22 protein-coding genes and 1 tRNA gene are annotated in these 25896 nt (G+C 60.7%); 17 read left to right on the top strand and 6 right to left on the bottom strand.

The genetic code is table 11. The features are described from left to right. Positions 1-143 precede the first annotated feature (143 nt). Positions 144-662, bottom strand: a complete 519-nt coding sequence (gene folK / locus AACV02_RS03555; protein WP_119737666.1) for a 2-amino-4-hydroxy-6-hydroxymethyldihydropteridine diphosphokinase — start codon at positions 660-662, stop codon at positions 144-146. Next, complete coding sequence (gene folB / locus AACV02_RS03550; protein WP_106575528.1) at positions 653-1006, bottom strand: dihydroneopterin aldolase; 354 nt, start codon at positions 1004-1006, stop codon at positions 653-655. The genes folK and folB overlap by 10 nt, the downstream gene beginning before the upstream one ends. Before the next feature lie 72 nt (positions 1007-1078). Here folB and plsY point away from each other — a divergent pair, with 72 nt between their 5' ends. Further along, positions 1079-1648, top strand: a complete 570-nt coding sequence (gene plsY, locus AACV02_RS03545) for a glycerol-3-phosphate 1-O-acyltransferase PlsY (protein WP_094951989.1) — start codon at positions 1079-1081, stop codon at positions 1646-1648. A gap of 32 nt (positions 1649-1680) precedes the next feature. Here the strand turns inward: plsY and tsaD are convergent, their stop codons facing one another. Further along, the gene (gene tsaD, locus AACV02_RS03540) at positions 1681-2706 is read right to left on the bottom strand and encodes a tRNA (adenosine(37)-N6)-threonylcarbamoyltransferase complex transferase subunit TsaD (RefSeq protein ID WP_119737664.1); all 1026 of its coding nucleotides are present in this window, start codon (positions 2704-2706) and stop codon (positions 1681-1683) included. Positions 2707-2909: 203 nt separating this feature from the next. Between tsaD and rpsU the strand changes: the two genes are divergently transcribed. From rpsU to pqqE, 15 genes are all read left to right on the top strand, one after another. Beyond that, positions 2910-3125 (top strand): 30S ribosomal protein S21, encoded by a 216-nt coding sequence (gene rpsU / locus AACV02_RS03535; protein WP_002551877.1) that lies wholly within the window; start codon positions 2910-2912, stop codon positions 3123-3125. Between the two features lie 443 nt (positions 3126-3568). After that, positions 3569-5539, top strand: coding sequence for a DNA primase (gene dnaG / locus AACV02_RS03530; protein ID WP_119737662.1), 1971 nt, complete (start codon positions 3569-3571; stop codon positions 5537-5539). 67 nt (positions 5540-5606) lie between these two features. After that, a complete protein-coding gene (gene rpoD, locus AACV02_RS03525) occupies positions 5607-7457 on the top strand; it encodes an RNA polymerase sigma factor RpoD (RefSeq protein ID WP_106575532.1) in 1851 nt (616 codons plus the stop codon). Positions 7458-7592: 135 nt separating this feature from the next. Next, positions 7593-11336 carry a bifunctional diguanylate cyclase/phosphodiesterase gene (locus tag AACV02_RS03520; protein WP_119737660.1) on the top strand — a complete coding sequence of 1248 codons (3744 nt, stop codon included), beginning with the start codon at positions 7593-7595 and terminating at the stop codon, positions 11334-11336. 17 nt (positions 11337-11353) lie between these two features. After that, positions 11354-11430, top strand: a tRNA-Ile gene (locus AACV02_RS03515). Positions 11431-11593: 163 nt separating this feature from the next. Beyond that, entirely contained in the window at positions 11594-12115 is a 522-nt protein-coding gene (locus tag AACV02_RS03510; RefSeq protein ID WP_119737720.1) for a cupin domain-containing protein, read from the top strand. A 79-nt stretch (positions 12116-12194) separates the two neighbouring features. After that, positions 12195-12641: an Lrp/AsnC family transcriptional regulator gene (locus AACV02_RS03505; RefSeq protein ID WP_106575534.1), complete on the top strand. Its 447-nt coding sequence runs from the start codon at positions 12195-12197 to the stop codon at positions 12639-12641. Between the two features lie 167 nt (positions 12642-12808). Next, complete coding sequence (locus AACV02_RS03500; RefSeq protein ID WP_119737718.1) at positions 12809-14491, top strand: flavin monoamine oxidase family protein; 1683 nt, start codon at positions 12809-12811, stop codon at positions 14489-14491. A 10-nt stretch (positions 14492-14501) separates the two neighbouring features. Next, the gene (locus AACV02_RS03495; protein ID WP_119737658.1) at positions 14502-15296 is read left to right on the top strand and encodes a carbon-nitrogen hydrolase family protein; all 795 of its coding nucleotides are present in this window, start codon (positions 14502-14504) and stop codon (positions 15294-15296) included. A 59-nt stretch (positions 15297-15355) separates the two neighbouring features. Then, complete coding sequence (pqqF, locus tag AACV02_RS03490) at positions 15356-17731, top strand: pyrroloquinoline quinone biosynthesis protein PqqF (RefSeq protein WP_119737656.1); 2376 nt, start codon at positions 15356-15358, stop codon at positions 17729-17731. Positions 17732-17886: 155 nt separating this feature from the next. Continuing rightward, positions 17887-17961, top strand: a complete 75-nt coding sequence (gene pqqA / locus AACV02_RS03485; protein ID WP_003194766.1) for a pyrroloquinoline quinone precursor peptide PqqA — start codon at positions 17887-17889, stop codon at positions 17959-17961. Positions 17962-18032: 71 nt separating this feature from the next. Continuing rightward, on the top strand, positions 18033-18944 hold the full coding sequence (gene pqqB, locus AACV02_RS03480; RefSeq protein ID WP_119737654.1) for a pyrroloquinoline quinone biosynthesis protein PqqB: 912 nt from the start codon (positions 18033-18035) through the stop codon (positions 18942-18944). A gap of 11 nt (positions 18945-18955) precedes the next feature. Next, positions 18956-19708 carry a pyrroloquinoline-quinone synthase PqqC gene (pqqC, locus tag AACV02_RS03475; protein WP_119737652.1) on the top strand — a complete coding sequence of 251 codons (753 nt, stop codon included), beginning with the start codon at positions 18956-18958 and terminating at the stop codon, positions 19706-19708. Next, the gene (gene pqqD / locus AACV02_RS03470; RefSeq protein WP_017138041.1) at positions 19705-19980 is read left to right on the top strand and encodes a pyrroloquinoline quinone biosynthesis peptide chaperone PqqD; all 276 of its coding nucleotides are present in this window, start codon (positions 19705-19707) and stop codon (positions 19978-19980) included. Before pqqC ends, pqqD begins: the two co-directional genes overlap by 4 nt. Next, positions 19973-21103, top strand: coding sequence for a pyrroloquinoline quinone biosynthesis protein PqqE (gene pqqE, locus AACV02_RS03465; RefSeq protein WP_218911129.1), 1131 nt, complete (start codon positions 19973-19975; stop codon positions 21101-21103). The genes pqqD and pqqE overlap by 8 nt, the downstream gene beginning before the upstream one ends. Before the next feature lie 5 nt (positions 21104-21108). On the opposite strand, the gene AACV02_RS03460 is transcribed toward pqqE, so the two are convergent. Together AACV02_RS03460 and AACV02_RS03455 are read right to left on the bottom strand one after the other, a co-directional pair. Continuing rightward, on the bottom strand, positions 21109-21267 hold the full coding sequence (locus AACV02_RS03460) for a YqaE/Pmp3 family membrane protein (protein ID WP_010207008.1): 159 nt from the start codon (positions 21265-21267) through the stop codon (positions 21109-21111). A 181-nt stretch (positions 21268-21448) separates the two neighbouring features. Continuing rightward, positions 21449-22711: an aspartate aminotransferase family protein gene (locus AACV02_RS03455; protein WP_119737648.1), complete on the bottom strand. Its 1263-nt coding sequence runs from the start codon at positions 22709-22711 to the stop codon at positions 21449-21451. Between the two features lie 209 nt (positions 22712-22920). Between AACV02_RS03455 and AACV02_RS03450 the strand changes: the two genes are divergently transcribed. Further along, a complete protein-coding gene (locus AACV02_RS03450; RefSeq protein ID WP_119737646.1) occupies positions 22921-23820 on the top strand; it encodes a LysR family transcriptional regulator in 900 nt (299 codons plus the stop codon). Positions 23821-24046: 226 nt separating this feature from the next. Here the strand turns inward: AACV02_RS03450 and AACV02_RS03445 are convergent, their stop codons facing one another. Beyond that, positions 24047-25825, bottom strand: a complete 1779-nt coding sequence (locus AACV02_RS03445) for an acyl-CoA dehydrogenase C-terminal domain-containing protein (RefSeq protein WP_119737644.1) — start codon at positions 25823-25825, stop codon at positions 24047-24049. Between the last annotated feature and the right edge of the window lie 71 nt (positions 25826-25896).

Below are 25896 nucleotides of genomic sequence, written 5' to 3'. Positions count from 1 at the left end.
CAGCAGCCCCAGTAAAGGCACTGAGATTTGCTGGTAAAACTCAGCGCCTGTTGTGGGGCTGCTACGCAGTCCGACGCGGGGCAAGCCCGCTCGCCACTGGATTTGCGAGCCAGCGTCCACCTTTGAATCCGGGCAGACGGGCGTTACAGGAGATTTTTCGGGGTGAGTGGCTGGTTTTGCCATTCAAACGCGACAGGTGCCAGCACCTGGTCGATCTGCGCATCGCGCCACAGCTCGGCCAATGTCTTGCCCACCTCAGGATGCACGCGCTCCGGCGCCATCAAAGACAGGGGCCATAACACAAAAGCGTTTTTGAGGATTTCTGCGCGCGGCAGGATCAAGCCGTCAAAATTCCCGACTAATTCGCCGTACAACAGCACGTCGATGTCCAACGGTAGCCCTTTGCGGTCCGGTGCATAGCGGCCATTGTCAGCCTCGATGAATTTCAACCGGCGATCCAGCTCCATCAACGGCAAGTCGGTATAGGCCGACACCACCAGGTTGAAAAACAGTCCGCTTTTGATCCCCACCGGCTGGCTTTCGAACACAGGTGAGCAGCGCACATCCGTCAAGAAGCTCGCCAGTGCATCCAGGCCGGCGCGCAGATGGCGCTCGCGCTCGATATTGCTGCCAAGACCAAGGTAAACCTGAGTTAGCGACATCCGCGCTCGATCTCCACGCCCACGCCTTTGGCTGCCGGCACGGCACCCGGCTTGGTCAGCTTGAGGCGCAACCAGGGAATCTGGAATTCGCTCATCAACACTTCAGCCAGGCGTTCGGCGAAGGTTTCTACCAGCTGGTACTGGGACTGCTCGGCGAAGGCCTGAATACGCGCGGACACGCTGGCGTAATCGAGCGCCAGGGTCAGGTCGTCGCCCGCGGCGGCAGGGCGATTGTCCCAGGCGAAACTCAGGTCCAGGCGCAGGCATTGCTTGATGCCGCGCTCCCAGTCGTAGGCCCCGATCACGGTGTCGACTTCCAGGCCTTCGATAAACACTCTGTCCAAGCTCTTCTCCGCAGCACGACAAGGGCGCGTTGCCCCGTTAGAATCAGGGCGTCCTCGCCCGGAATAGTTAGCATGTTTTGGTCACTGGCGATTCTCGCCTACCTGCTCGGCTCGCTGTCCTTCGCCATTTTGCTCAGCCGCCTGACGGGAAATCCCGACCCGCGAATGAGTGGCTCAGGCAATGCCGGTGCCACCAACATGTTGCGCCTGGCCGGCAAAAAACTCGCCGTGCTGACGCTGCTGGGCGATATCTGCAAGGGCCTGTTGCCCGTACTCATCGCCAGCCTCGCCGGCCTCACCCTGCAACAGCAGGCCTGGGTGGGCGTGTGCGCTGTCCTCGGCCATCTGTTTCCGCTGTACTTCCGCTTTCGCGGCGGCAAGGGTGTCGCCACGGCGGCCGGCATGCTGCTGGGGATTTACCCTCCAGCGGCGCTGCTGGCGGTGCTGGCCTGGCTGTTGACGTTCTACCTGACCCGCACCAGCTCGCTGGCCGCACTGATCGCCACGCCGCTCACCCTGCCATTGCTGGCCTGGCAGGCGCCTGCAGCGCTGTTGCCGATGAGCGTGCTGACGCTGCTGATCGTCTGGCGCCACCGCGGCAATTTACGCGACCTGTTTGCCGGGCGCGAACGGCATTTTTAAATACGTTCGATGAGCCCGGCTCACGTGAGCCCTTACAGCGGTGAAAGTTGCTCCATCGGCCAGCGTGCCTGCACGCTGATCGCCAGGCTTTCGTGCTGCCCGGCTTGCAGACGCTGGCAACCGGCGTAGGCGATCATTGCGCCGTTGTCGGTGCAAAACTCAGGGCGCGCATAAAACACGTCGCCGTGCATGTCGCCGAGCATTTTTTCCAACGAGGTGCGCAGCGCTTTGTTGGCGCTGACGCCGCCTGCAATCACCAGGCGCTTCATGCCCGCCTGTTTCAGGGCGCGCTTGCACTTGATGGTCAAAGTCTCCACCACGGCCTGCTGGAACGCCAGTGCGATGTCGCAACGGGCTTGCTCACTGTCGTCCCCGGCGCTGACGCTTTGCTGCCAGGTGTTGAGTGCGGAGGTTTTCAAGCCGCTGAAGCTGAACATCAGGCCCGGGCGATCGCACATCGGGCGCGGAAAGGTGTAACGGCCCGGCACGCCTTTTTCGGCAAGACGCGCAATTTCCGGACCGCCGGGATAATTGAGGCCCATCATCTTCGCCGTCTTGTCGAACGCTTCACCGGCGGCATCGTCCAGAGACTCACCCAGCAGCGTGTATTGGCCAATCGCATCGACCTGAACCAGCTGCGTATGCCCACCCGAAACCAACAAAGCGACGAACGGGAACTGTGGCGGTGTTTTTTCCAGCATGGGCGCCAGTAAATGGCCTTCCATGTGGTGCACGCCGAGGGCCGGAATGCCCCAGGCGAACGCCAGCGCCTGGGCGCAAGAAGCCCCAACCAGCAGGGCTCCGACCAATCCGGGGCCGGCGGTGTAGGCAATCGCGTCGATCTCGGTCGGCACGCAGCCCGCCTCGTCCAGCACCTGGCGAATCAACGGCAGCATGCGCTTGACGTGATCGCGGCTGGCGAGCTCCGGCACCACGCCGCCATAGGCGCGGTGCAGGTCGATCTGGCTGAACAGTGCATCGGCCAAAAGCCCGCGTTCACTGTCGTAAAGTGCGACACCGGTTTCGTCGCAGGAGGTTTCAAGTCCCAGTACTAGCATGGGTTTGCGCCTTGTAGAGGCTGAATTCGAAGGCGCGCATAATAGTCGCCACTCCCCCTCCCGACTAGCGGTTTTCGATCAGAGGCTTTGCATTCCGGGCAATGAGGGGTTAACATCCGCAACCCTTAAAAACCGACGACCTCAGCCGCGAATTTTTTGCGACGAGAACGTTGATTCCCGGTAATGAAAGAAGGTAGCTCTGGATGCCAGCCGTCAAAGTAAAAGAGAACGAACCCTTCGACGTAGCTCTGCGTCGTTTCAAGCGCTCCTGCGAAAAAGCCGGTGTTCTGGCTGAAGTTCGTAGCCGCGAATTTTATGAGAAGCCAACTTCTGAGCGTAAGCGCAAAGCAGCAGCCGCTGTTAAGCGTCACGCTAAGAAAGTTCAGCGCGAGCAGCGCCGCGCCGTTCGTCTGTACTAATACACAGACTTACGTAGCAAGCTTCTGCCAAGCCCGGCCCTCAGCCGGGCTATTGGCATTTGCGGATATCGCTTGATGCTTCACCGTCGACGCCGCACACGCGACCGAGACACTGCTTCACACGTCAGGACTGGCTCTTTTGCCAGCGGTGCGCGTCTCTTCTGACGAGCCTAACAAGGCTACTGACGAGCACACTCATTCTTCAAACAGACGATCAACTGTGTCGGCTGTGCCCAACGATGCGTTTCCGAGGCCCGCCATTGGCCAACACCGGACGCCCGGGCAACATTTCCAGGCCGAACACTGATAGAAATTAACGTCAGTGAATGTTCGGCAGATACACTCCCTGACAGCCCAACCAGACGACAGTTGATCGAGCCGCACAATGTGTGCGCCTGAGCACTTCGCGGGCCTCATTGATACGCAGTGATGACGAGAACGCCATGGCCGGGCTAATTCCCCAGAGCTTTATTGACGACCTTCTGAACCGCACCGACATCGTCGATGTTGTCAGCTCGCGCGTGCAATTGAAAAAAGCCGGCAAGAATTACACCGCCTGCTGCCCGTTCCACAAAGAAAAGACCCCCTCGTTCAGCGTCAGCCCCGACAAGCAGTTCTACTACTGCTTCGGCTGCGGCGCGGGCGGCAATGCCCTCGGCTTTCTCATGGACCACGACAACCTGGACTTCCCCCAGGCTATCGAGGACCTGGCCAAAGCCGCCGGCATGGAAATCCCCCGCGAAGAGAGTGGCCGCCCGCACAAACCGCGGCAACCCACCGACTCGCCGCTGTACCCGCTGCTGACGGCCGCTGCCGACTTCTACCGTCAGGCGCTCAAAAGCCATCCGCAGCGCAAGGCCGCTGTCGAATACCTCAAGGGGCGCGGCCTCACCGGTGAAATTGCCCGGGACTTCGGCCTCGGTTTCGCGCCGCCAGGCTGGGACAACCTCTACAAGCACCTGAGCAGCGACACCCTGCAGCAGAAAGCCATGATCGACGCTGGCCTGCTGGTGGAAAACGCCGAGACCGGCAAGCGCTATGACCGCTTCCGCGACCGCGTGATGTTTCCGATCCGCGACAGCCGTGGCCGGATCATCGCGTTCGGCGGCCGCGTGCTCGGCGACGATAAGCCCAAGTACCTGAACTCCCCGGAAACCCCAGTGTTTCACAAGGGTCAGGAACTCTACGGCCTGTTCGAAGCGCGTAAAAACAACCGCAACCTCGATGAAATCATCGTGGTTGAGGGCTACATGGACGTGATCGCCCTCGCCCAGCAAGGACTGCGCAATGCCGTGGCCACCCTGGGCACCGCCACCAGCGAAGAACACATGAAGCGCCTGTTTCGCGTGGTGCCCAGCGTGCTGTTCTGCTTCGACGGCGACCAGGCCGGCCGCAACGCCGCCTGGCGCGCGCTCGAGGCCACGCTGTCGAGCCTGCAGGATGGCCGCCGTGCACGTTTTCTGTTTCTGCCGGAAGGTGAAGACCCGGACACCCTGGTGCGCTCCGAAGGCACCGACGCGTTCCGCGCGCGCATCAATCAACATGCGCAGCCGCTGGCGGACTATTTCTTCCAGCAATTGACCGAAGAAGCCGACCCGCGCTCCCTTGAAGGCAAGGCCCACATGGCCACGCTCGCGGCGCCGTTGATCGACAAAGTGCCGGGCGCCAACCTGAAATCACTGATGCGCATGCGCCTGCTGGAAATCACCGGCTTGAGTGGCGAGGCCGTCAGCCAGCTGGTGCACAACGCACCGCAAGACGCACCGCCGGCTTACGACCCAGGCATGGATTACGACGCCATGCCGGATTACTCGGACTTTCACCAACCGCAGGAGGCCTACGCGCCCCAGCAGGAGTGGACACCGAAGAAACCCGGCGCCGGCGGCAAGAAATGGGACAAGAAACCCTGGAGCAAGAACGGCAAGCGCGGTGATCGCGATGAGGCCTACGCGCCACGCACACCGGTGGCGGTGGAAGCCCCGACGCTTATTGCGTTGCGCACGCTGATCCACTACCCGCAATTGGCGAAGAAAGTTGAGAGCGCCGATCATTTTGCCAACGAGAGCAACACGTACGCTCAGGTACTGATCGCCTTGATCGAGGCGGTACAGAAAAATCCTAAGCTAAACTCAATTCAGTTGATGGCTCGCTGGCATGGCACCGAACAAGGCCGCCTCTTGAAAGCACTCGCAGAAAAGGAGTGGCTAATTGACGGCGATAACCTTGAACAACAGTTTTTAGACACCATTACTAGGTTATCCGCGGGTCAGCACACGCAGACCCTCGATGAACTCATCAAGAGAGCAAGGCAGCCGGGATTATCGGCTGAAGAGCAGATTCAGATAGCAAAACAGATGCGCGACCTCTTAAAACAGAATGTTTCCGCATCAAACCCGACCTCAGCTGGCGTGTGAGGTCATAGCTCGGGTATAATCCTCGGCTTGTTTTTTGCCCGCCAAGACCTTCAGTGGATAGGGTGTTATGTCCGGAAAAGCGCAACAGCAGTCTCGTATCAAAGAGTTGATCACACTGGGTCGTGAGCAGGGTTACCTGACTTACGCCGAGGTCAACGACCACCTGCCTGAGGATATTTCAGATCCAGAGCAGGTGGAAGACATCATCCGCATGATTAACGACATGGGGATCAACGTATTCGAAACTGCGCCAGATAAGGATTCCCTTATGCTGGCCGACGCCGATACTGACGAGGCCGCGGCCGAAGAGGCAGCAGCAGCGTTGGCAGCAGTGGAGACCGATATCGGTCGCACGACGGACCCTGTGCGCATGTACATGCGTGAAATGGGTACGGTCGAGTTGCTGACACGCGAAGGCGAAATTGAAATCGCCAAGCGTATCGAAGAGGGCATCCGTGAAGTGATGGGCGCAATTGCGCACTTCCCTGGCACGGTTGACCACATTCTCTCCGAGTACACCCGCGTTACCACCGAAGGTGGCCGCCTGTCCGACGTTCTGAGCGGTTATATCGACCCGGACGATGGCATTGCGCCGCCTGCTGCCGAAGTACCGCCGCCTGTCGATGCGAAAGCCGCGAAAGCCGACGACGATTCCGAAGACGACGATGCTGAAGCCAGCAGCGACGACGAAGATGAAGTTGAAAGCGGTCCGGACCCGATCATCGCTGCCCAGCGTTTCGGTGCGGTTTCCGATCAAATGGAAATCACCCGCAAGGCCCTGAAAAAGCACGGTCGTGGCAACAAGCAGGCCATTGCCGAGCTGATCGCCCTGGCTGAGCTGTTCATGCCGATCAAGCTGGTGCCGAAGCAATTCGAAGGCCTGGTTGAGCGTGTTCGCAGTGCCCTTGAGCGTCTGCGTGCCCAAGAGCGCGCAATCATGCAGCTGTGCGTACGTGATGCGCGCATGCCGCGTGCTGACTTCCTGCGCCAGTTCCCGGGCAACGAAGTTGACGAAAGCTGGACCGACGCACTGGCCAAAGGCAAGGCGAAATACGCCGAAGCCATTGGTCGTCTGCAGCCCGATATCATCCGTTGCCAGCAGAAGCTGACTGCGCTTGAGACTGAAACCGGTCTGACGATTGCCGAAATCAAGGACATCAACCGTCGCATGTCGATCGGTGAGGCCAAAGCCCGCCGCGCGAAGAAAGAGATGGTTGAAGCGAACTTGCGTCTGGTGATCTCCATCGCCAAGAAGTACACCAACCGTGGCCTGCAATTCCTCGATCTGATCCAGGAAGGCAACATCGGCTTGATGAAGGCTGTGGACAAGTTCGAATACCGTCGCGGCTACAAGTTCTCGACTTATGCCACCTGGTGGATCCGTCAGGCGATCACTCGCTCGATCGCCGACCAGGCCCGCACCATCCGTATTCCGGTGCACATGATCGAGACAATCAACAAGCTCAACCGTATTTCCCGGCAGATGTTGCAGGAAATGGGTCGCGAACCGACCCCGGAAGAGCTGGGCGAACGCATGGAAATGCCTGAGGATAAAATCCGCAAGGTATTGAAGATCGCTAAAGAGCCGATCTCCATGGAAACGCCGATTGGTGATGACGAAGACTCCCATCTGGGTGACTTCATCGAAGACTCGACCATGCAGTCGCCAATCGATGTCGCCACTGTTGAGAGCCTGAAAGAAGCGACTCGCGACGTACTGTCCGGCCTCACTGCCCGTGAAGCCAAGGTACTGCGCATGCGTTTCGGCATCGACATGAATACCGACCACACCCTTGAGGAAGTCGGTAAGCAGTTTGACGTGACCCGTGAGCGGATCCGTCAGATCGAAGCCAAGGCACTGCGCAAGCTGCGCCACCCGACGCGAAGCGAGCATCTGCGCTCCTTCCTCGACGAGTGATACCAGAACCCCCGGCCCAGGCCGGGGGTTTTGCTTTGTGCAGATCACTTTCTACAGATTAACTGCCGCGCAACACCCCTCCCCCGCAATGCCCGTCTACACTCGAAACATTCCCCGTGCCATAACGAGACCGTTATGCCCAGACTGCCGACCGTGATACTGCTGTCGCTGCTCACCTGGACCGCAACGGCTGGCGCGTTGACTCTCACCGATGAAGAGCGTGGCTGGCTGGCGGACCATCAGGAGCTGCGACTGGGAGTGGACACCTCTTGGCCACCCTTCGAATACCGTGACGAAAATGGTCGTTATCAGGGCCTTGCCGCCGACTATGTACGCCTGATCCAGGACCGCTTGGGCGTCAGGATCAAACTGATCGAGCCCGCCAACTGGACCGCCGTGCTCGAACAGGCCAAAAACAACCAGCTCGACCTGCTGCCCGGCATCATGTCCACCCCGGAGCGCCAGGGTTTCCTGGCCTTCACACGGCCTTATCTGGACTTTCCCATTGTCATCCTCGCCCACGAAGGCGGCGCCAAACCGCGCAACCTCAAGGACCTTTACGGGCTGAAGATCGCCGTGGTGGAAAACTACGCACCTCACGAACTGCTGCGCACCCATCATCCCGACCTCAATCTGGTGGCCATGCCCAACGTCAGCTCGACGCTGCAAGCCCTGGCCACTGATGAAGTGGATGCTGTCGTCGGTGACCTCGCCTCCAGCGTCTGGAGCCTGCGCCAACTCAAACTCGATGGGTTATACGTCAGCGGTGAAACGCCCTACCGCTATCAACTGGCAATGGGCGTTCCGCGCGATGAGAAAATGCTGGTGGGTATCCTGGACAAGGTGCTCGCCGACCTCAGCTCAGACGAAACCGACGCCATCCAGCAACACTGGGTAGGCAGCTTCACCGATCACCGCACATTCTGGGCCGACCTGTTGATGTACGGCCTGCCAGCCGTGCTGCTGTTGAGTACCGTGCTGGCCATCGTGATTCGAATCAATCGTCGGCTCAGTTCGGAAATATCCCGGCGGGTGGCCCTTGAGCAAGAACTGCGCAGCAGCGAATACCACTACCGCGGCCTGGTGGAGAGCCTGTCCGCCATTGCCTGGGAAGCCAGCATCACAGACTTCACCTACAGCTACGTGTCGCCGCATGCCGAGGACCTGCTCGGCTACCCCCGCGCGCATTGGCTGATTCCAGGGTTCTGGCGCAACATTATCCACCCCGCCGACCTGACCCGCGCCGAGGCCTACTGCTACCGAGAAACCCGTGCCAACCGCGACCACAGCCTCGATTACCGAGTCATCACCGCCGACGGGCGCTGCCTGTGGGTACGCGACATTGTCAGCCTTATCGAGCACGGCCACGAGCCGGTGCTGCGCGGCTTGATGATCGATATCAGCGAAGCCAAGCGCACCGAAGAAGCCCTGCAGCTTTCCGAGCAGAAATTTGCCTCGGTGTTCCAGCAATGTCCGGACATCCTGGTGATTGCGCGGATGTCCGATGGCTGCCTGCTGGAGGTCAACAAGGCGTTCGAAGACCAGATCGGCCTGAGCGCCGAGGACGTGGTGGGCAAGACCGCCACAGAATTGAATATCTGGGGCATTCCGGGCGTCGGGCCCGACCTGTTGCAACGCGTGCAGACCACCAGCATCCGCAACCTCGAGATGTCGTTCCGACGCAGCAATGGCCAGGCGTTTACCGGGCTGATCTCGGCGGAACCGTTCCAACTCGACACCACCGAGGCCTTGGTGGTGGTGGTGCGCGACATCACCCAACTCAAGAAAACCCAGCAACAACTGCAAACCTCGGAAGAGAAATTCGCCAAGGCCTTCCACGCCTCACCCGATGGCCTGCTGCTGAGCCGTCAACGTGATGGGCTGCTGATTGAAGTGAATGAGGGCTTCAGCCGACTTACCGGTTTCACCAGTGTGACCTCGCTCGACCAGTCAACCCTGGACCTGGGCATCTGGGTCGACCTGAACGAGCGCAAGCACATGCTGGAACTGATGCGTCGCGATGGGTTTGTGCGCGATTTCGTCTGCCATATACGCCGCAACGACGGGCAGATTCGCCTCTGCGAAGTGTCCAGTCGGCCGCTGCCCATCGGCGATGAAGATTGCATGCTGACCATTGCGCGAGACATCACCGAACGCCAGTTCATGCAGGAAAAACTGCAACAGGCCGCCACGGTATTCGAGAGCACTGCCGAGGGTGTGTTGATCACCGACACCCGACAGAACATCAGTGCCGTCAACCGCGCGTTCAGCGAAATCACCGGGTACAGCGAAGCCGAAGCCCTCGGCAGCACGCCGCGCCTGCTCGCCTCCGGCCTGCACGACAGCGCCTTCTACGCGGCCATGTGGCACCAGTTGACCGCCCAAGGGCACTGGCAGGGCGAGATTTCCAACCGCCGCAAGAACGGCGAGCTGTACCCCAGTTGGCTGACCATCAGTGCCGTGCGCAACCGTGAGCAATTGATCACCCATTTTGTCGCCGTGTTTGCCGACATCTCCAGCCTCAAGCACGCCCAGGCGCGCCTCGACTACCAGGCACACCATGACCCACTGACCGGATTGCCCAACCGCACCCTGTTCGAAAGCCGGTTGCAGGCCGCACTGAATGGCCAGCAGGAAAGCGGCAACCAAGGCGCGGTGCTGTTTCTCGACCTGGACCGTTTCAAACACATCAATGACAGCCTCGGCCACCCCGTCGGCGACCTGCTGCTCAAGGACATCGCCGTGCGCCTCAAGGAGCAACTGCGCGATGTCGACACCGTGGCACGCCTGGGCGGCGATGAGTTCATCATCCTGCTGCCCGGCCTGCAACACGCCAGCGATGCCGAGCACCTGGCCAATAAGCTGCTGGCCTGCTTCACGCCGCCGTTCCAGGCCGGCGAGCATGAATTCTTTATCAGCGCGAGTATCGGCACCAGCCTGTACCCGCAGGACGGCACTGACGTCGCCACCCTGGTGAAAAACGCCGACGCGGCGATGTACCGCTCCAAGGCCAAGGGCCGCAACCGCGTCGAAAGCTATACCCGTGACCTCACCGCCCAAGCCAACGAGCGCGTGGCCCTGGAACACGAACTGCGCCGCGCCATCGAGCGTGAAGAGTTATTTTTGTATTACCAACCCAAGCTGAGCCTGATCACCCAGGAACTGATCGGCGCCGAAGCCCTGATCCGCTGGCGCCATCCAACCTTTGGCGACGTGCCGCCTGAGCATTTCATCGCCCTCGCCGAAGAAAACGGCATGATCCTGCAAATCGGCGATTGGGTACTGGAACAAGCCTGCCAACAGCTGCACGCCTGGCAAACGGTTTATGAGGGCTTCGGCCCCCTGTCGGTCAACCTTGCCGGCGCACAACTGCGCCACCCCAACCTGCTCGCGCGCATCGAACAGCTGCTGCGCGACTACCGCCTGGAGCCCGGCTGCCTTCAATTGGAGATCACCGAAAACTTCATCATGAGCCAGGCCGAGGAAGCCCTGGAAGTGCTGCACCAACTCAAACGCCTGGGCGTGCAGCTGGCGATTGACGATTTCGGCACCGGCTATTCATCCCTCAGCTACCTCAAGCGCCTGCCGCTGGATTTCCTCAAGATTGACCAGTCCTTCGTGCGCGGCTTGCCCGACGATCCACACGACGCCGCCATCGTGCGCGCCATCATCGCCCTGGGCCACAGCATGCAATTCACCATCATCGCCGAAGGCGTGGAAAACCCCGCGCAACAAGCCTTTCTTGCCGCCGAGGGCTGTGAACAGATGCAAGGCTACATCGTCAGCCTGCCCCTGCCGCCCGAGCTTTTTGCCGAGGCTTTTCTTCATCTGAGCGTTTCAGACTTTTCGGATGGCACAGCAGGGAAACCATCGTTATAATCCGCGACCTGTTACAAGGGCCTATAGCTCAGTTGGTCAGAGCAGAGGACTCATAATCCTTTGGTCCACGGTTCAAGTCCGTGTGGGCCCACCAAACAAAAAAGCCGCGCATTGCGCGGCTTTCGCGTGTCTGGCGTATGGAAAAGGGGACGCTGGCTCTCACGCAATTGTCTGCAATGAAAGATTTGTTAATTGTCCTCAACTGCTGCGGCACAGACCATGGCCGGCCACTCAACAAGCACGAGGAACCCGGCTCCATGCCACACGCCAACCGTTCACCCCGCGCCTTAGTCCAGTCTATTTTTACCCTCAGCCTGCGCACCGCAGGCGCTCTTGCCATCACCCTCGCAACCCTGGGCAACGCACACGCAGCATCGCCCGCTCCGGCCACCATCAAGGCGTACAAACTCTGCACCGGCGCAGATAACGCATCGCACGTGCTGGAGGGCACCATCGACCAGAGCATGCGCAACGACGTCACTGCCATTCATTTCAAGACAACCCCGGCGCACGCTTCTTACGATTGGCATAACGATCCCGAGCCGCAATACGTCATGACGCTGTCCGGCACCCTGGCCTTCGCCACCCGAGGCGGCGAGACGTTCACTCTGCACCCCGGTGAAGTGCTGGTTGCCGAAGACAACACCGGCACCGGCCATCGTTGGAACCTGATCGACGACCAACCGTGGCGCCGTGGCTACGCAGTGCTCAAGCCTGGCGCGCCGGACTCGTTTATCCCGAACGATCCCGCCGCCGCGAAAGTCTGCAAGGCGCCTTGATCTCGCAGATCACAGCGCTCCAGACGGGCACAAGCCTGTAACATGGCGACCCATTGCCGCCCGCACTGGAGCCCTGCCCTTGCCCGTCCTCGATGAAATCGATCGCCAACTGATCGCCGCCTTGCAGATCAACGCCCGTGAAAGCGTGGCCATGCTCGCCCGACAGTTGGGCATCGCGCGCACCACGGTGACGTCGCGCCTGGCGCGCCTGGAGAAAACCCAGGTGATTACCGGTTATGGCGTGCGCCTCGGGCAGCGTGTGGTCGATGGTGGCTTGCAGGCGTATGTCGGGATCACCGTGCAAGCGCGCTCGGGCAAGGAAGTGTTGCGTCGGTTGAGTGCAATGGCGCAGGTGCAGCAGCTGTGTGCGGTGAGTGGCGAATTTGATTACGTGGCCTGGCTGCGCACCGATTCACCGGAGCAACTGGATCAATTGCTGGACCAGATCGGCAGTGTCGATGGCGTGGAAAAAACCACCACGTCGATCATTCTCAGTAACAAATTGGACCGTGGTCAGCCAGTCTGACCACCCTCTTCGTCACTCTGACTGAAAACAATCCAATACGACGACACTTTGCGTCTTATTAACGAACGCTACGCTCCCTAAACTGGCTGCCATCTTTTCCTATACTCAACGGGCCACATCCCGCCGAGTCGCCAGTAAGGTCAGCCATGAGCATTCCGTCCAGCACCATCAGCAAGACCCATCGCCACCCCGCCGACGGTAAAAAACCCATCACCATCTTCGGCCCGGACTTTCCGTTTGCCTTTGATGACTGGATTGAGCATCCGGCCGGCCTGGGCAGTATTCCGGCCGCCAACCATGGCGCTGAGGTGGCGATTGTCGGTGCGGGGATCGCGGGTCTTGTGGCCGCTTACGAGCTGATGAAGCTGGGCCTCAAGCCAGTGGTGTACGAAGCCTCGAAGATGGGCGGCCGCTTGCGTTCCCAAGCATTTGAAGGGGCGGAGGGCATCATCGCCGAGTTGGGCGGCATGCGTTTTCCGGTGTCGTCGACCGCGTTCTACCACTATGTGGACAAGCTGGGCCTGGAGACCAAACCCTTCCCCAACCCGCTGACGCCGGCCTCCGGGAGCACGGTGATCGACCTGGAAGGCCAGACTCATTACGCACAAAAACTCTCGGACTTGCCGGTGCTGTTCCAGGAAGTTGCCGACGCCTGGGCCGATGCATTGGAAGCCGGTTCGCAGTTCGGTGACATCCAGCAAGCCATCCGCGACCGCGACGTGCCGCGCCTCAAAGCGCTGTGGAACAAGCTCGTGCCGCTGTGGGACGACCGCACCTTCTATGACTTCGTCGCTACATCCAAGGCCTTTGCCAAACTCTCGTTCGCGCACCGCGAAGTGTTTGGCCAGGTAGGTTTCGGCACGGGTGGCTGGGACTCGGATTTCCCCAACTCGATGCTGGAAATCTTCCGCGTAGTGATGACTAACTGCGACGACCACCAGCACCTGGTGGTCGGCGGCGTGGCGCAAGTGCCCATGGGCATCTGGCGCCACGTGCCCGAGCGTTGTGCGCACTGGCCGGCCGGCACCAGCCTCAGCTCGTTGCATCGCGGCGCGCCTCGGGCCGGTGTGAGCCGCATAGCCCACGCCGCCGATGGCCGCTTCGCCGTGACCGACAACTACGGCGACACCCGTGAATACGCCGCCGTGCTGACCACCTGCCAAAGCTGGCTGCTGACCACCCAGATCGAATGCGACGAAACCCTGTTCTCGCAGAAAATGTGGATGGCCCTGGACCGCACGCGCTACATGCAATCGTCGAAAACCTTCGTGATGGTCGACCGTCCGTTCTGGAAAGACAAAGACCCGGAAACCGGTCGCGACCTGATGAGCATGACGCTCACCGATCGCCTGACCCGTGGTACTTACCTGTTCGACAACGGCGACGACAAGCCCGGCGTGATTTGCCTGTCGTATTCGTGGATGAGCGACGCGCTGAAAATGCTCCCGCAGCCCATCGATAAGCGCGTGAAGCTGGCCCTGGATGCGTTGAAAAAGATCTACCCGAAAGTCGACATCAAGGCGCGCATCATCGGCGACCCGATCACCGTGTCGTGGGAAGCCGACCCGCATTTCCTCGGGGCTTTCAAGGGCGCGTTGCCCGGCCACTATCGCTACAACCAGCGGATGTATGCGCACTTCATGCAGAAGGACATGCCCGCCGAACAACGCGGGATTTTCATCGCCGGTGATGACGTGTCCTGGACGCCTGCCTGGGTCGAAGGCGCGGTGCAAACCTCGCTGAACGCAGTGTGGGGCATCATGACCCACTTCGGCGGCAGCACGCATCCGGAGAACCCGGGCCCAGGTGATGTCTTTGACGAAATCGGCCCAATCGCCCTGGCCGATTAAGGAGTTGAGCATGCGCGTTGCCCTGTACCAATGCCCGCCGCTGCCACTGGATGTGGCCGGTAACCTCAAGCGCCTGCACCAACTGGCGCATGAGGCCTCGGATGCCGATGTGCTGGTGCTGCCAGAGATGTTTCTCAGCGGCTACAACATCGGCGCCGAAGCGGTCGGCGCCCTTGCCGAACCTCAGGATGGGCCATCCGCGCAAGCGATTGCCACACTGGCCAAAAGCGCCGGGCTGGCGATTCTGTACGGCTACCCGGAGCGGGCCGAGGACGGGCAGATCTATAACGCCGTACAGTTGATCGACGCCCACGGCCAGCGCCTGTGCAACTACCGCAAGACCCACTTGTTTGGCGACCTGGACCACTCGATGTTCAGTGCCGGGGAAGATGATTTCCCGGTGGTGGAATTGAACGGCTGGAAGCTTGGCTTCTTGATCTGCTACGACCTGGAGTTTCCGGAAAATACCCGTCGCCTGGCGCTGGCCGGTGCCGAGCTGATCCTGGTGCCGACTGCCAATATGGTGCCGTTCGACTTTATCGCCGACGTCACCGTGCGGGCGCGGGCCTTTGAAAACCAGTGTTATGTGGCCTACGCCAACTACTGCGGGCAGGAAGGCGAGATTCAGTATTGCGGGCAAAGCAGCATCGCCGCGCCGAATGGCCAGCGCATCGCCCAGGCCGGGCTGGATGAGACGTTGATCGTCGGTGCGCTGGACCGCCAGTCCATCCTCGACGCCCGCGCCGCCAACCACTACCTGCAAGACCGGCGCCCGGAGCTGTACGGCGCATTGCACAAGCCCTGACCCAGCCGGTTCGTCAGCGGTTTGATAACATGGCCACCTCCTACGTTTCGGAAGTGCCCATGCCTGCGCCGGCCCACCCTCATCACCTTCACCTGACCCTGGCTAATGGCCTGCGGGTTTCCCTGCGCCATGCGCCACGTCTGAAGCGTTGCGCTGCGGTGCTGCGCGTGGCTGCCGGCAGCCATGACGTGCCCTTGGCCTGGCCGGGTCTGGCGCACTTTCTTGAGCATTTGTTGTTTCTCGGCACACAGCGTTTTCCTGCACATGAAGGGCTGATGGCCTACGTGCAGCGCCATGGCGGGCAGGTCAACGCGAGTACCCAGGAGCGTACGACGGACTTTTTCTTTGAATTGCCGCTGGCGACCTTTGCCGACGGGCTGGAGCGCCTGGCGGACATGTTGGCCCACCCGCGCCTGGCAATTGAAGACCAGATGCGTGAGCGCGAAGTGTTGCACGCAGAGTTTGTTGCATGGTCCCAGGATGCCCAGGCTCAGCAACAGGTCGCGCTGCTGGAGGGCTTGGCCGCCAATCACCCACTGCGCGGCTTTCACGCCGGCAACCGAGACAGCCTGCCGGTGGAGCGTGAGGCTTTTCAGCAAGCACTGCGCGCATTTCACACGCACTTCTATCAGAGCGGGCAGATGACGTTGAGCCTGGCCGGCCCGCAGCCGCTGGACGAGCTGCAAGCCTTGGCGCAGCGATTCAGCGAGGCATTGGCCTGCGGGCCTTTGCACCCACAGGCCGAGCCGCCTTCGCTGTTGCCCGATCAGGCCGTGAGTTACCAATACACCGCCGATAATCATCGGCACCACGTCATTGCCTGTGACGTGCCCCGCGAAGCGCTGGATTTTCTCTGCACCTGGCTGAACGCCTCAGCGCCCGGCGGGTTACTGGCCGAGCTGCGGACGCGAAACCTGGCCCACGCACTGCGCGCGTCCGTGCTGTATCACTTCGCCGGGCAAGCGTTGCTGGATATCGACTTTTTCCTCATCGCTCAAGACGGGTCGGCTACTCGGATCGAAACGCTATTGCACGACTGGCTGAGCTTTTTCGCACAGAGCGACTGGACGCCGTTGCGAGAAGAGTTCGCCTTGCTGAACGCTCGCCAGCAGCAAATCCAGGGCGCCCTGGCCCTGGCTCGGAACGACAGCGAGGCTCTATCGGAACAGGGCGTGGCGGCCCTGAAGAACCTGCTCGATTCACTGCACCTGCCGCCCTCCGAGCACGCTTGGCAGTTGCCGCCCAATAACCCCTTTCTGCGCCCAGCGGTCAAGCAAGAGCGCGCCGGCCTGATTCGCGGCCAGACCAGCGCCCACCGTGGCTTGCGCACGTTCGCCCAGGATCGCTCGCGGGGACGACGGGAAGTGGCGGCGCTGACTTTCAGCCAGGCCTTGGCGGATAGCACCGATGAAGGCGCGCTGTACCTGCAATGGCGCTTTGATTCGTTGGTACCCGCAGGCCTGGAAAATGCGTTGCAGCCGTTGCGTGAGCAGACCCGTCAGGCGGGCGTCGAATTGGCCTTCGAAACCCTCGCCAATGACTGGCGGGTGAAAATAGTCGGCCTTCACCAACCAATCGCGGCTGTGGTCGAGGCGCTGGCGCTTAACCTGAGCCAGTTCTGTGGGCCGCTGTTGTCACCCGCACAAACGCCGATGATTGCCATTCGGGAACTGCTCAAGGCGTTGCCTGCCTGCTGTGCCGGCATCGCTTCCGGGGCCGGCGAGACGCCAGCGTCATGGACCACCGCACGCTGGCAGGGCCTGGGAACAGGTTTGCCCGCTGCCTGTGAAGCGGCGATCAAAACCGCAGCCACGCGATTGCCAGGCCAGCCGGCAAGCTTCGAACACACGCCGAAAACCCTCGACGGCCAGCGACTCTGGCACGAAGTGAACACCGACGCCCGCGAAGCCGCGTTGCTGCTGTTTTGCCCAACGCCAAGCCAATCCCTGGCCGATGAAGCGGCATGGCGACTGCTCGGGCATCTGCTACAGGGGCCGTTTTACCAAAAACTGCGGGTCGAACTGCAAGTCGGCTACGCCGTGTTCAGCGGCATCCGACAGATCAACGGGCAAACCGGCCTGCTGTTTGGCGTGCAATCCCCAAGCGTTTCCTTGGCCGGGATCTTCGAGCACGTGAAGACCTTCCTGGCGCAGCTTCCGGCGTTGATCGACAACAGCGCCGAACTGGGCAACCAAACCCTGGCAGAGCAATTCACGGCCCAGGCATTACCGATCGCCCAAGCCGCCGAGCTGCTCTGGCAGGCGCAGTTGGCTGGCCATTCGTCGGGTTATCTGGCGCCGCTTCAGCAGTTGATCCAAACCTGCACGCGCGAGGATCTGCAACGTGCCGCAGGGCAGCTCAATGACGCTGCAGGCGGTTGGCGCTGCGTGGCTAACGGCCCGCCCATCGACGGTTCCTGGCAAACGGCAGGCTGATCATTGCTGGCCCTGCAAAAGGCTTTTGCCACCAAGACAGCGCTAACTTGAAAAGAATTGCGTAACATTCATACGCACACCTCTGAACATCTCCGATTGGAGGTGGACTATATGTATGAGTAGTGAACGTCCCATCCCTTCGTAGGAGTATGAATATGACCTGGTCCAAGCCTGCTTACACTGATCTGCGTATCGGTTTCGAAGTCACCATGTACTTCGCCAGCCGTTGATTGGCTGAGTAATACAACGCCTCGGTTCGCCCGGGGCGTTTTTGTTTTGAGCTTTGCGTGATGGAGCAATCATGTTTGTCCAGATTCTAGGTTCCGCCGCCGGCGGTGGCTTCCCGCAGTGGAACTGCAACTGCGTGAACTGCGCAGGTTTTCGTGACGGCAGCCTACGGGCCCAGGCGCGCACTCAGTCGTCCATCGCGATCTCCGACGATGGCGTGAATTGGGTACTGTGCAACGCTTCGCCGGATATCCGCGCGCAACTGCAAGGCTTCGCCCCGATGCAACCCGGCCGCGCGCTGCGCGATACCGGTATCAGCGCGATCATCCTGATGGACAGCCAGATCGACCACACCACCGGCCTGTTGAGCCTGCGCGAAGGCTGCCCGCACCAGGTGTGGTGCACCGACATGGTCCATGAAGATTTGAGTAGCGGTTTCCCGCTGTTCACCATGCTCACGCACTGGAACGGCGGCCTGGCCTGGAACCGCATCGAGCTGGACGCCAGCTTCACCATCCCGGCCTGCCCCAACCTGCGTTTCACGCCGCTGCCATTGCGCAGCGCCGCGCCGCCCTACTCGCCGCACCGCTTCGACCCGCACCCAGGCGACAACATCGGCCTGATCGTCGAAGACCTGCGCACCGGCGGCAAACTGTTTTACGCCCCTGGGCTGGGCAAGGTTGACGCGCCATTGCTGGAGATCATGGCCGGCAGCGATTGCTTGCTGGTGGATGGCACGATGTGGGACGACGATGAAATGCAGCGCCGTGGCGTCGGCACCCGCACCGGTCGCGAGATGGGCCACCTGGCTCAGAACGGCCCCGGCGGCATGCTCGAAGTGCTGGAGCAGTTGCCCGAGCAGCGCAAGGTGCTGATCCACATCAACAACACCAACCCGATCCTCGATGAAGACTCCCCCGAACGCGCCGAGCTGGCACGGCGTAACGTCGAAGTGGCTTACGACGGCATGAGCATTGAATTGTAGGAGCAGACCACATGACTGACACACCGCTGACGCCCGCCGAGTTCGAGCAAGCCTTGCGTGCCAAGGGCGCCTTTTACCATATCCATCACCCGTACCACGTGGCGATGTATGAAGGCCGCGCCACCCGCGAGCAGATCCAGGGATGGGTCGCCAACCGCTTCTACTATCAGGTGAATATCCCGCTGAAAGACGCCGCGATCCTGGCCAATTGCCCGGACCGTGAAATCCGTCGCGAATGGATCCAGCGCCTGCTCGACCACGACGGTGCTCCCGGCGAAGACGGCGGCATTGAAGCCTGGTTGCGTCTGGGCCAGGCCGTTGGTCTGGACCCGGACCAGCTGCGGTCCCAGGAACTGGTGCTGCCCGGCGTGCGTTTTGCCGTGGATGCCTACGTCAACTTTGCCCGCCGTGCCAGTTGGCAAGAAGCCGCCAGCAGCTCGTTGACCGAGCTGTTCGCGCCGCAGATCCACCAGTCGCGCCTCGACAGCTGGCCGCAGCACTATCCGTGGATCGACCCAACCGGTTATGAGTATTTCCGCACTCGCCTGGGCCAGGCCCGTCGCGATGTGGAGCACGGTTTGGCGATCACGTTGCAGCACTACACCACTCGCGAAGGTCAGGAGCGCATGCTGGAGATTCTCCAGTTCAAACTCGACATTTTGTGGAGCATGCTGGATGCCATGAGTATGGCCTACGAACTGAACCGCCCGCCGTATCACAGCGTGACTGATCAGCGTGTATGGCATAAAGGGATCACCCTATGAGCTTTGATCGCAGCAGAACACCGACCTGGCGCCAGGGCTATCGCTACCAGTACGAGCCCGCGCAAAAAGGCCACGTATTGCTCTACCCCGAAGGCATGATCAAGCTCAACGACAGCGCCGCGTTGATCGGTGGTCTGATCGATGGCGAACGCGACGTGGCTGCCATCATCGCTGAGCTGGATAAACAATTCCCCGGCGTACCTGAACTCGGTCAAGACATCGAGGATTTCATGGAGGTCGCCCGTGCTGAGCACTGGATCGAACTTGCCTGAAAAGCCACCTGTTGGCCTGCCGCTGTGGCTGCTCGCCGAGCTGACTTACCGTTGCCCGTTGCAATGCCCGTACTGCTCAAATCCGCTGGATTTCGCCGAGCAGGGCAAGGAGCTGAGCACTGAGCAATGGATCAAAGTGTTTCGCGAAGCCCGGGAGATGGGCGCGGCACAACTGGGGTTCTCCGGCGGTGAACCGCTGGTACGCCAGGACCTCGCCGAACTGATTGCCGAAGCGCGCAAGCTGGGCTTCTACACCAACCTGATCACCTCCGGCATCGGCCTCACCGAGCAGAAAATCAGCGACTTCAAGAAAGCCGGCCTGGATCACATTCAGATCAGCTTTCAAGCCAGCGACGAGCAAGTGAACAACCTGTTGGCCGGGTCGAAAAAAGCCTTCGCGCAAAAGCTGGAAATGGCCCGCGCGGTGAAGGCGCATGGCTATCCGATGGTGCTGAACTTCGTCACGCATCGGCACAATATCGACAAGATCGACCGCATCATCGAGCTGTGCATCGCACTGGAAGCAGACTTCGTCGAGCTTGCTACCTGCCAGTTCTACGGTTGGGCGCAGCTCAATCGTGTGGGGTTGTTGCCGACCAAAGAACAGCTGGTGCGCGCCGAACGCATCACCAACGAGTACCGGGCCAAGCTCGAAGCCCAAGGTCACCCGTGCAAGCTGATCTTCGTTACACCGGACTACTACGAAGAACGCCCAAAAGCCTGCATGAACGGCTGGGGCAGTATCTTTCTTACCGTAACGCCGGACGGCACCGCCCTGCCCTGCCACGGTGCCCGACAAATGCCGGTGCAATTTCCCAACGTGCGCGACCACAGCATGCAGCACATCTGGTACGACTCGTTTGGCTTCAACCGCTTTCGCGGCTACGACTGGATGCCCGAGCCGTGCCGTTCATGCGATGAAAAGGAAAAGGACTTCGGCGGCTGCCGCTGCCAGGCGTTCATGCTCACGGGGGACGCGAGCAACGCCGACCCGGTGTGCAGCAAGTCCGAGCAGCACGGCATCATCCTGCAAGCGCGCGAAGAAGCCGAGCACGCCACCCAAACCATCGAGCAATTGGCCTTTCGCAACGAGCGCAACTCGCGGCTCATTGCAAAAGGCTGACGGTTTTAGCGTTTGGCTATGATGTACACGGCGTGGATGATGCCCGGGAAGTAACCGCACAGGGTCAGCAGGATGTTCAGCCAGAACGCGCCGGCGAAACCCACTTGCAGGAACACACCCAGTGGCGGCAGCAGAATGGCGATGATGATGCGAATGATGTCCATGGGTCAGCTCCAGAAAGTCGGCTCGTGTGAGCCGTGTAGCTAATCGACCTTGAGCATTCGTGAGGGTTCAGTGGGATCTGGCACTGGGCCACCTTGAAGTGCGCAGACAAAAAAACGCCCCCAGCCAAAAGAATCAGGCTGAGGGCGCCGCGTAGGCCGCGAGACGGTTCTGGAATGTGGGTTAAACGGCGATGCCCTTGCGGCATTGCAACTGCGCGGTGCGCACTCGGGAGAAGGCGCGAGCCAGGCGCAGAAGCATTTCGTCGATATTGCTTTTGCTGACCGTCAAGGCTGGGGTGAAGCGCAGGCAGTTGGGTCGCGGGGCGTTAAGGATCAATCCTTCGTGCAATGCTGCTTTTACGACGGCATCTGCAGAATCATCCGACAACGTCAGGCCCCACATCAGGCCATGGCCGCGCAATTGGCCGTGGTCGTAGCGATAAGCCAGGCGGGCAAGGCCTTCGCCAAGGTAAAGGCCGGACTCGCGCACCTGCTCCAGAAAGCCCTCCTCCACCACCGTCTTCAGTACCGCCTCCCCGGCCGCTGCCATCAACGCGTTGCCATGGTGGGTGCCATCCAGCTCGCCCACCTCGAAGCAACAGGCCTTGCCGCGCGCCAGCAGGGCCGCCAACGGCACGCCGCCGCCCAGGCCTTTGCCAAGGGTGATGATGTCGGCGCGCACGCCGTACTGTTGTTCGACGAGCAAGGTGCCGCAACGGCCGATCCCGGTGTGCACTTCATCGAGAATCAGCAGGATTCCCAGCTCGCGGCACAGGCGTTCAACACCTTTGAGGTAGTGCTCGGTGGCGGGGATCACGCCGGCTGCGCCCTGAATCGGTTCCAGCATGATGGCCACGGTCTGCGCATCCACCGCCGCGTGCAACGCAGGCAGGTCGTTGAAAGGCACATGGCTGAAACCCGGCAATTGCGGTTCAAAACGGTTGCCACCCGCCCCCGTCGAAGCCGCCATCGCCGCGAAACTGCGGCCATGGCAACCGGTGCTGGCGCTGATGATGTGGTACGCGCCGCCGCGGTGCTGTTGGCCCCATTTACGCGCCAGCTTGATCGCAGCTTCGCAGGCTTCAGCGCCGCTATTAAGCAGGTATCCCTGATCACTGCCTGTGTGATGGCACAACCGGTCGACGAGGTTCAGTTGGTGGCGATTGTGCAAGCCATTGCCGGGGTTGATCAGCGCCTGAGTCTGATCGGCGAGGGCCTTGACCAGCACCTGCGGGCTGTGGCCCAGGCTGTTGGCAGCGCTGCCCTGACTGAAATCAAGGTACGCACGGTCGTCGCTGTCCCAGAGCCAGGAGCCCTGGCCGCGCACGAAGACCTGCGCAGGCCTTGCAGCGGTGGGCATCAGGGCATCGCTGGGCAGATCCTCGTGCGGCGCGTCGAGAATCAGATCGTCCAGACTTGGTGCAGGGCGGCGAAACAGATTCACACCTCACCCCCGATGGCAACCTGACCTTGGTCGCAATCCTCTACAAAGACTGCCTTGAGGTTTTTTGTCTTGCCTATGTAAACGCCATCAACATAAACGCTATTCATTGCCAGATCCGGCCCTGTAAGCCTTGCGAATAGGCGCTAGACTAGGCGTCTCGGGGCCCACCGGCCATTTCGATTTTCCAGCTTTTTCGATAAGTAAGTCTTATGGATTTCAAGCAACTGCGTTATTTCGTCGCGGTGTATGAGGAAGGCCATGTGGGCCGCGCTGCGGAGCGTCTGTCGATCTCCCAACCGGCCCTGTCGCAACAGATTCGCCAACTGGAGCAGAACCTGGATGTGAGCCTGTTCGAGCGCAGCAGCAAGCGCCTGCTGCCGACGCTGGCCGCGCATACCTTGTACAACCACGCATTGCCGCTGCTCGACGGTATGCAACAAGCCGTCGAAGCCTTGCGCAACTTCAAGGGCCAGGCCATGCGCACTCTGGCCATCGGCGTGCTGCAAACGGTGCACACCAGCCTCGTCCCGCAAATGCTTGAGCGCGTGCGCAAGGCCCAACCGCATCTGGTGGTGCAGATCTACGAATTGACCGGCCTGGAGATTGAACGGCGCTTGCTCAACGGCTCGCTGGACATCGGCATCAGCTACCTGCCGCCGCGCCAGCCAGGGCTGCACGGCGTGCTGTTGTATGAAGACGAATTGAAGGTGGTAATCCCCGAAGACCATCCCCTGCGCGAATTCAAGAAGGTTTCGCTGAAACAGGCGGCCGAATTACCGATGCTGCTACTGGGAGAGGAGTTTCAGGTGCGGCAGATCTGGCAGGGCCAGCTCGCCAACCTCGGGCGCCGCCCACAGGTGCAGGCCGAACTGAATACCATGGTCGGGATTCTCGACAGCCTGCCCCATACCAAACTGGCCACGGTACTGCCCGGGCGGTCGCAGGATGAGCACAACAGCAAGGCGCTGCTGTGGAAACCCTTGAGCGAGCCCAGGGTGGCGCTGAAAGTGGGCCTGGTGTGCCGCGATGTACAGCGCCAGCAAGCAACGGTGGCGTTATTGCGCACGCTGCTGGAAGACGTGATGAATGCCCCGCAGGCGCCTGCCTGACTTTTTCGCGGGCAAAAGAAAACCCCGCCGAAGCGGGGTTTTGCAGACTGTTTCCCTGACATCCATTTCACTCCGCCGTCCTGGCAGAATCCTACGTGTCCGTGTTGTTGCTTTGCGCTTCCTGCGCGACGTCCATGTGAAGTAGATTATCCGTGGATCCAATTTGGCGATAGAGGACGAATAGCAGCACGTCATGTAAGAGAATGCTTACACGCCCTCCAAGCCCTTAGAACAGTGCCTCATCCAGCAAAAACAGTGAGTCGCTACCGGCTTTTACCGACGCACTCAGCGAATGGATACGCGGCAGCAGGCGCGCAAAGTAGAAACGCGCCGTGCCCAGCTTGCTTGCGTAGAAGTCTTCCTCCGACTCTTTGCCCCACGCAGCCTTCGCCATGCGGGCCCACATATAGGCGTACGCCATGTAGCCAAAGGCGTGCAGGTATTCCACCGACGCTGCACCGATTTCATTCGGGTTGGTCTTGGCGCGGTCCAGCACCCAGGCGGTCAACTCATCCAGGTTGTCCACCGCCGCGCTCAGCGGACGGGTGAACTCACCCAGTTGGGCGCCCGCGGTGGCAATGAACTGACGGATCTCGTCGGCGAACAGGGTATAGAACGCGCCGTTGCTGCCGACAATCTTGCGGCCCATCAAGTCCAGCGCCTGAATGCCGTTGGTGCCTTCGTAGATCTGAGTGATGCGCACATCACGCACCAGTTGCTCCTGGCCCCACTCGCGAATGTAGCCGTGGCCGCCAAACACTTGCTGACCGAGCACGGTGGTTTCCAGGCCCAGGTCGCTGAGGAACGCCTTGGCGACGGGCGTCAACAGTGCCACCAGATTGTCCGCACGCTCACGGGCGGCGGCGTCCTCGCTGAACTTGGCGATGTCCAATTGCGTTGCCACGTACGTGGAGAACGCGCGACCGCCTTCATTCGCAGCCTTCATGGTCAGCAGCATACGGCGCACGTCCGGATGCACGATGATCGGGTCGGCCACTTTGTCTTTAGCCTGGGCGCCGGTCGGTGCGCGGCTTTGCAGGCGATCACGCGCATATTCAATCGCGTTCTGATAAGAGCGCTCGCCGGATGCCAGCCCCTGGATACCCACCCCCAGACGCTCGTAATTCATCATGGTGAACATCGCCGCCAACCCACGGTTCGGCTCGCCCACCAGGTAACCCACGGCTTCGTCGAAGTTCATCACGCAGGTCGCAGACGCCTGAATGCCCATCTTGTGTTCGATCGAGCCACAGCTCACCGGGTTACGCGCGCCCAGGCTGCCGTCGGCATTGACCATGAATTTGGGCACCAGGAACAGCGAGATGCCTTTGGGACCGGCCGGCGCATCGGGCAACTTTGCAAGCACCAGATGGATAATGTTTTCGGTGAGGTCGTGTTCGCCACCGGTGATGAAGATCTTGGTGCCGCTGATGGTGTAGGAACCGTCCGCCTGCGGCTCAGCCTTGGTGCGGATAATTCCCAGGTCGGTGCCCGCGTGTGCTTCAGTCAGGCACATGGAGCCGGCCCACTCGCCGGAATACATCTTCGGCAAGTAGGTGGCCTTGAGTGCTTCACTGGCGTGAGTGTTGATCGACACGCAGGCGCCAGAGGTCAGCATCGGGTACAGGCCGAACGCCAGGCTCGACGAGTTGATCATTTCCTCGACCTGGGCCGACACCGCCTTGGGCATGCCCATGCCACCAAAGACAGGGTCGCCGCCTACACCCACCCAGCCACCTTCGGCGTAGGTTTTGTAGGCCTGGGGGAAACCATCCGGCGTGTTGACCACGGTATCGGCCCAACGGCAGCCTTGCTCGTCGCCATTGCGGCTCAGCGGTGCGATGGATTTGGCGGTGACCTTGCCGGCTTCCTCAAGGATCGCCTCGACGGTTTCGGCATCCACGGTGTCTGCCAATGCCGGCAATTGGGCCCAAGTCGTGGCGACCTCAAAGACTTCGTTGAGGACGAAGCGCATATCACGCAGCGGCGCTTTGTAATCAGCCATGGCAAACCTCGTGAGAACGTGAAAAGTAAGTCGGTAGGATCGGTTTTACAGGCTCCGAGTGTACCCGAACA

This window comes from Pseudomonas sp. Larv2_ips, from assembly GCF_963879675.1.
Taxonomy (GTDB): domain Bacteria; phylum Pseudomonadota; class Gammaproteobacteria; order Pseudomonadales; family Pseudomonadaceae; genus Aquipseudomonas.
This window is presented reverse-complemented; position numbering and strand designations above follow the sequence as displayed.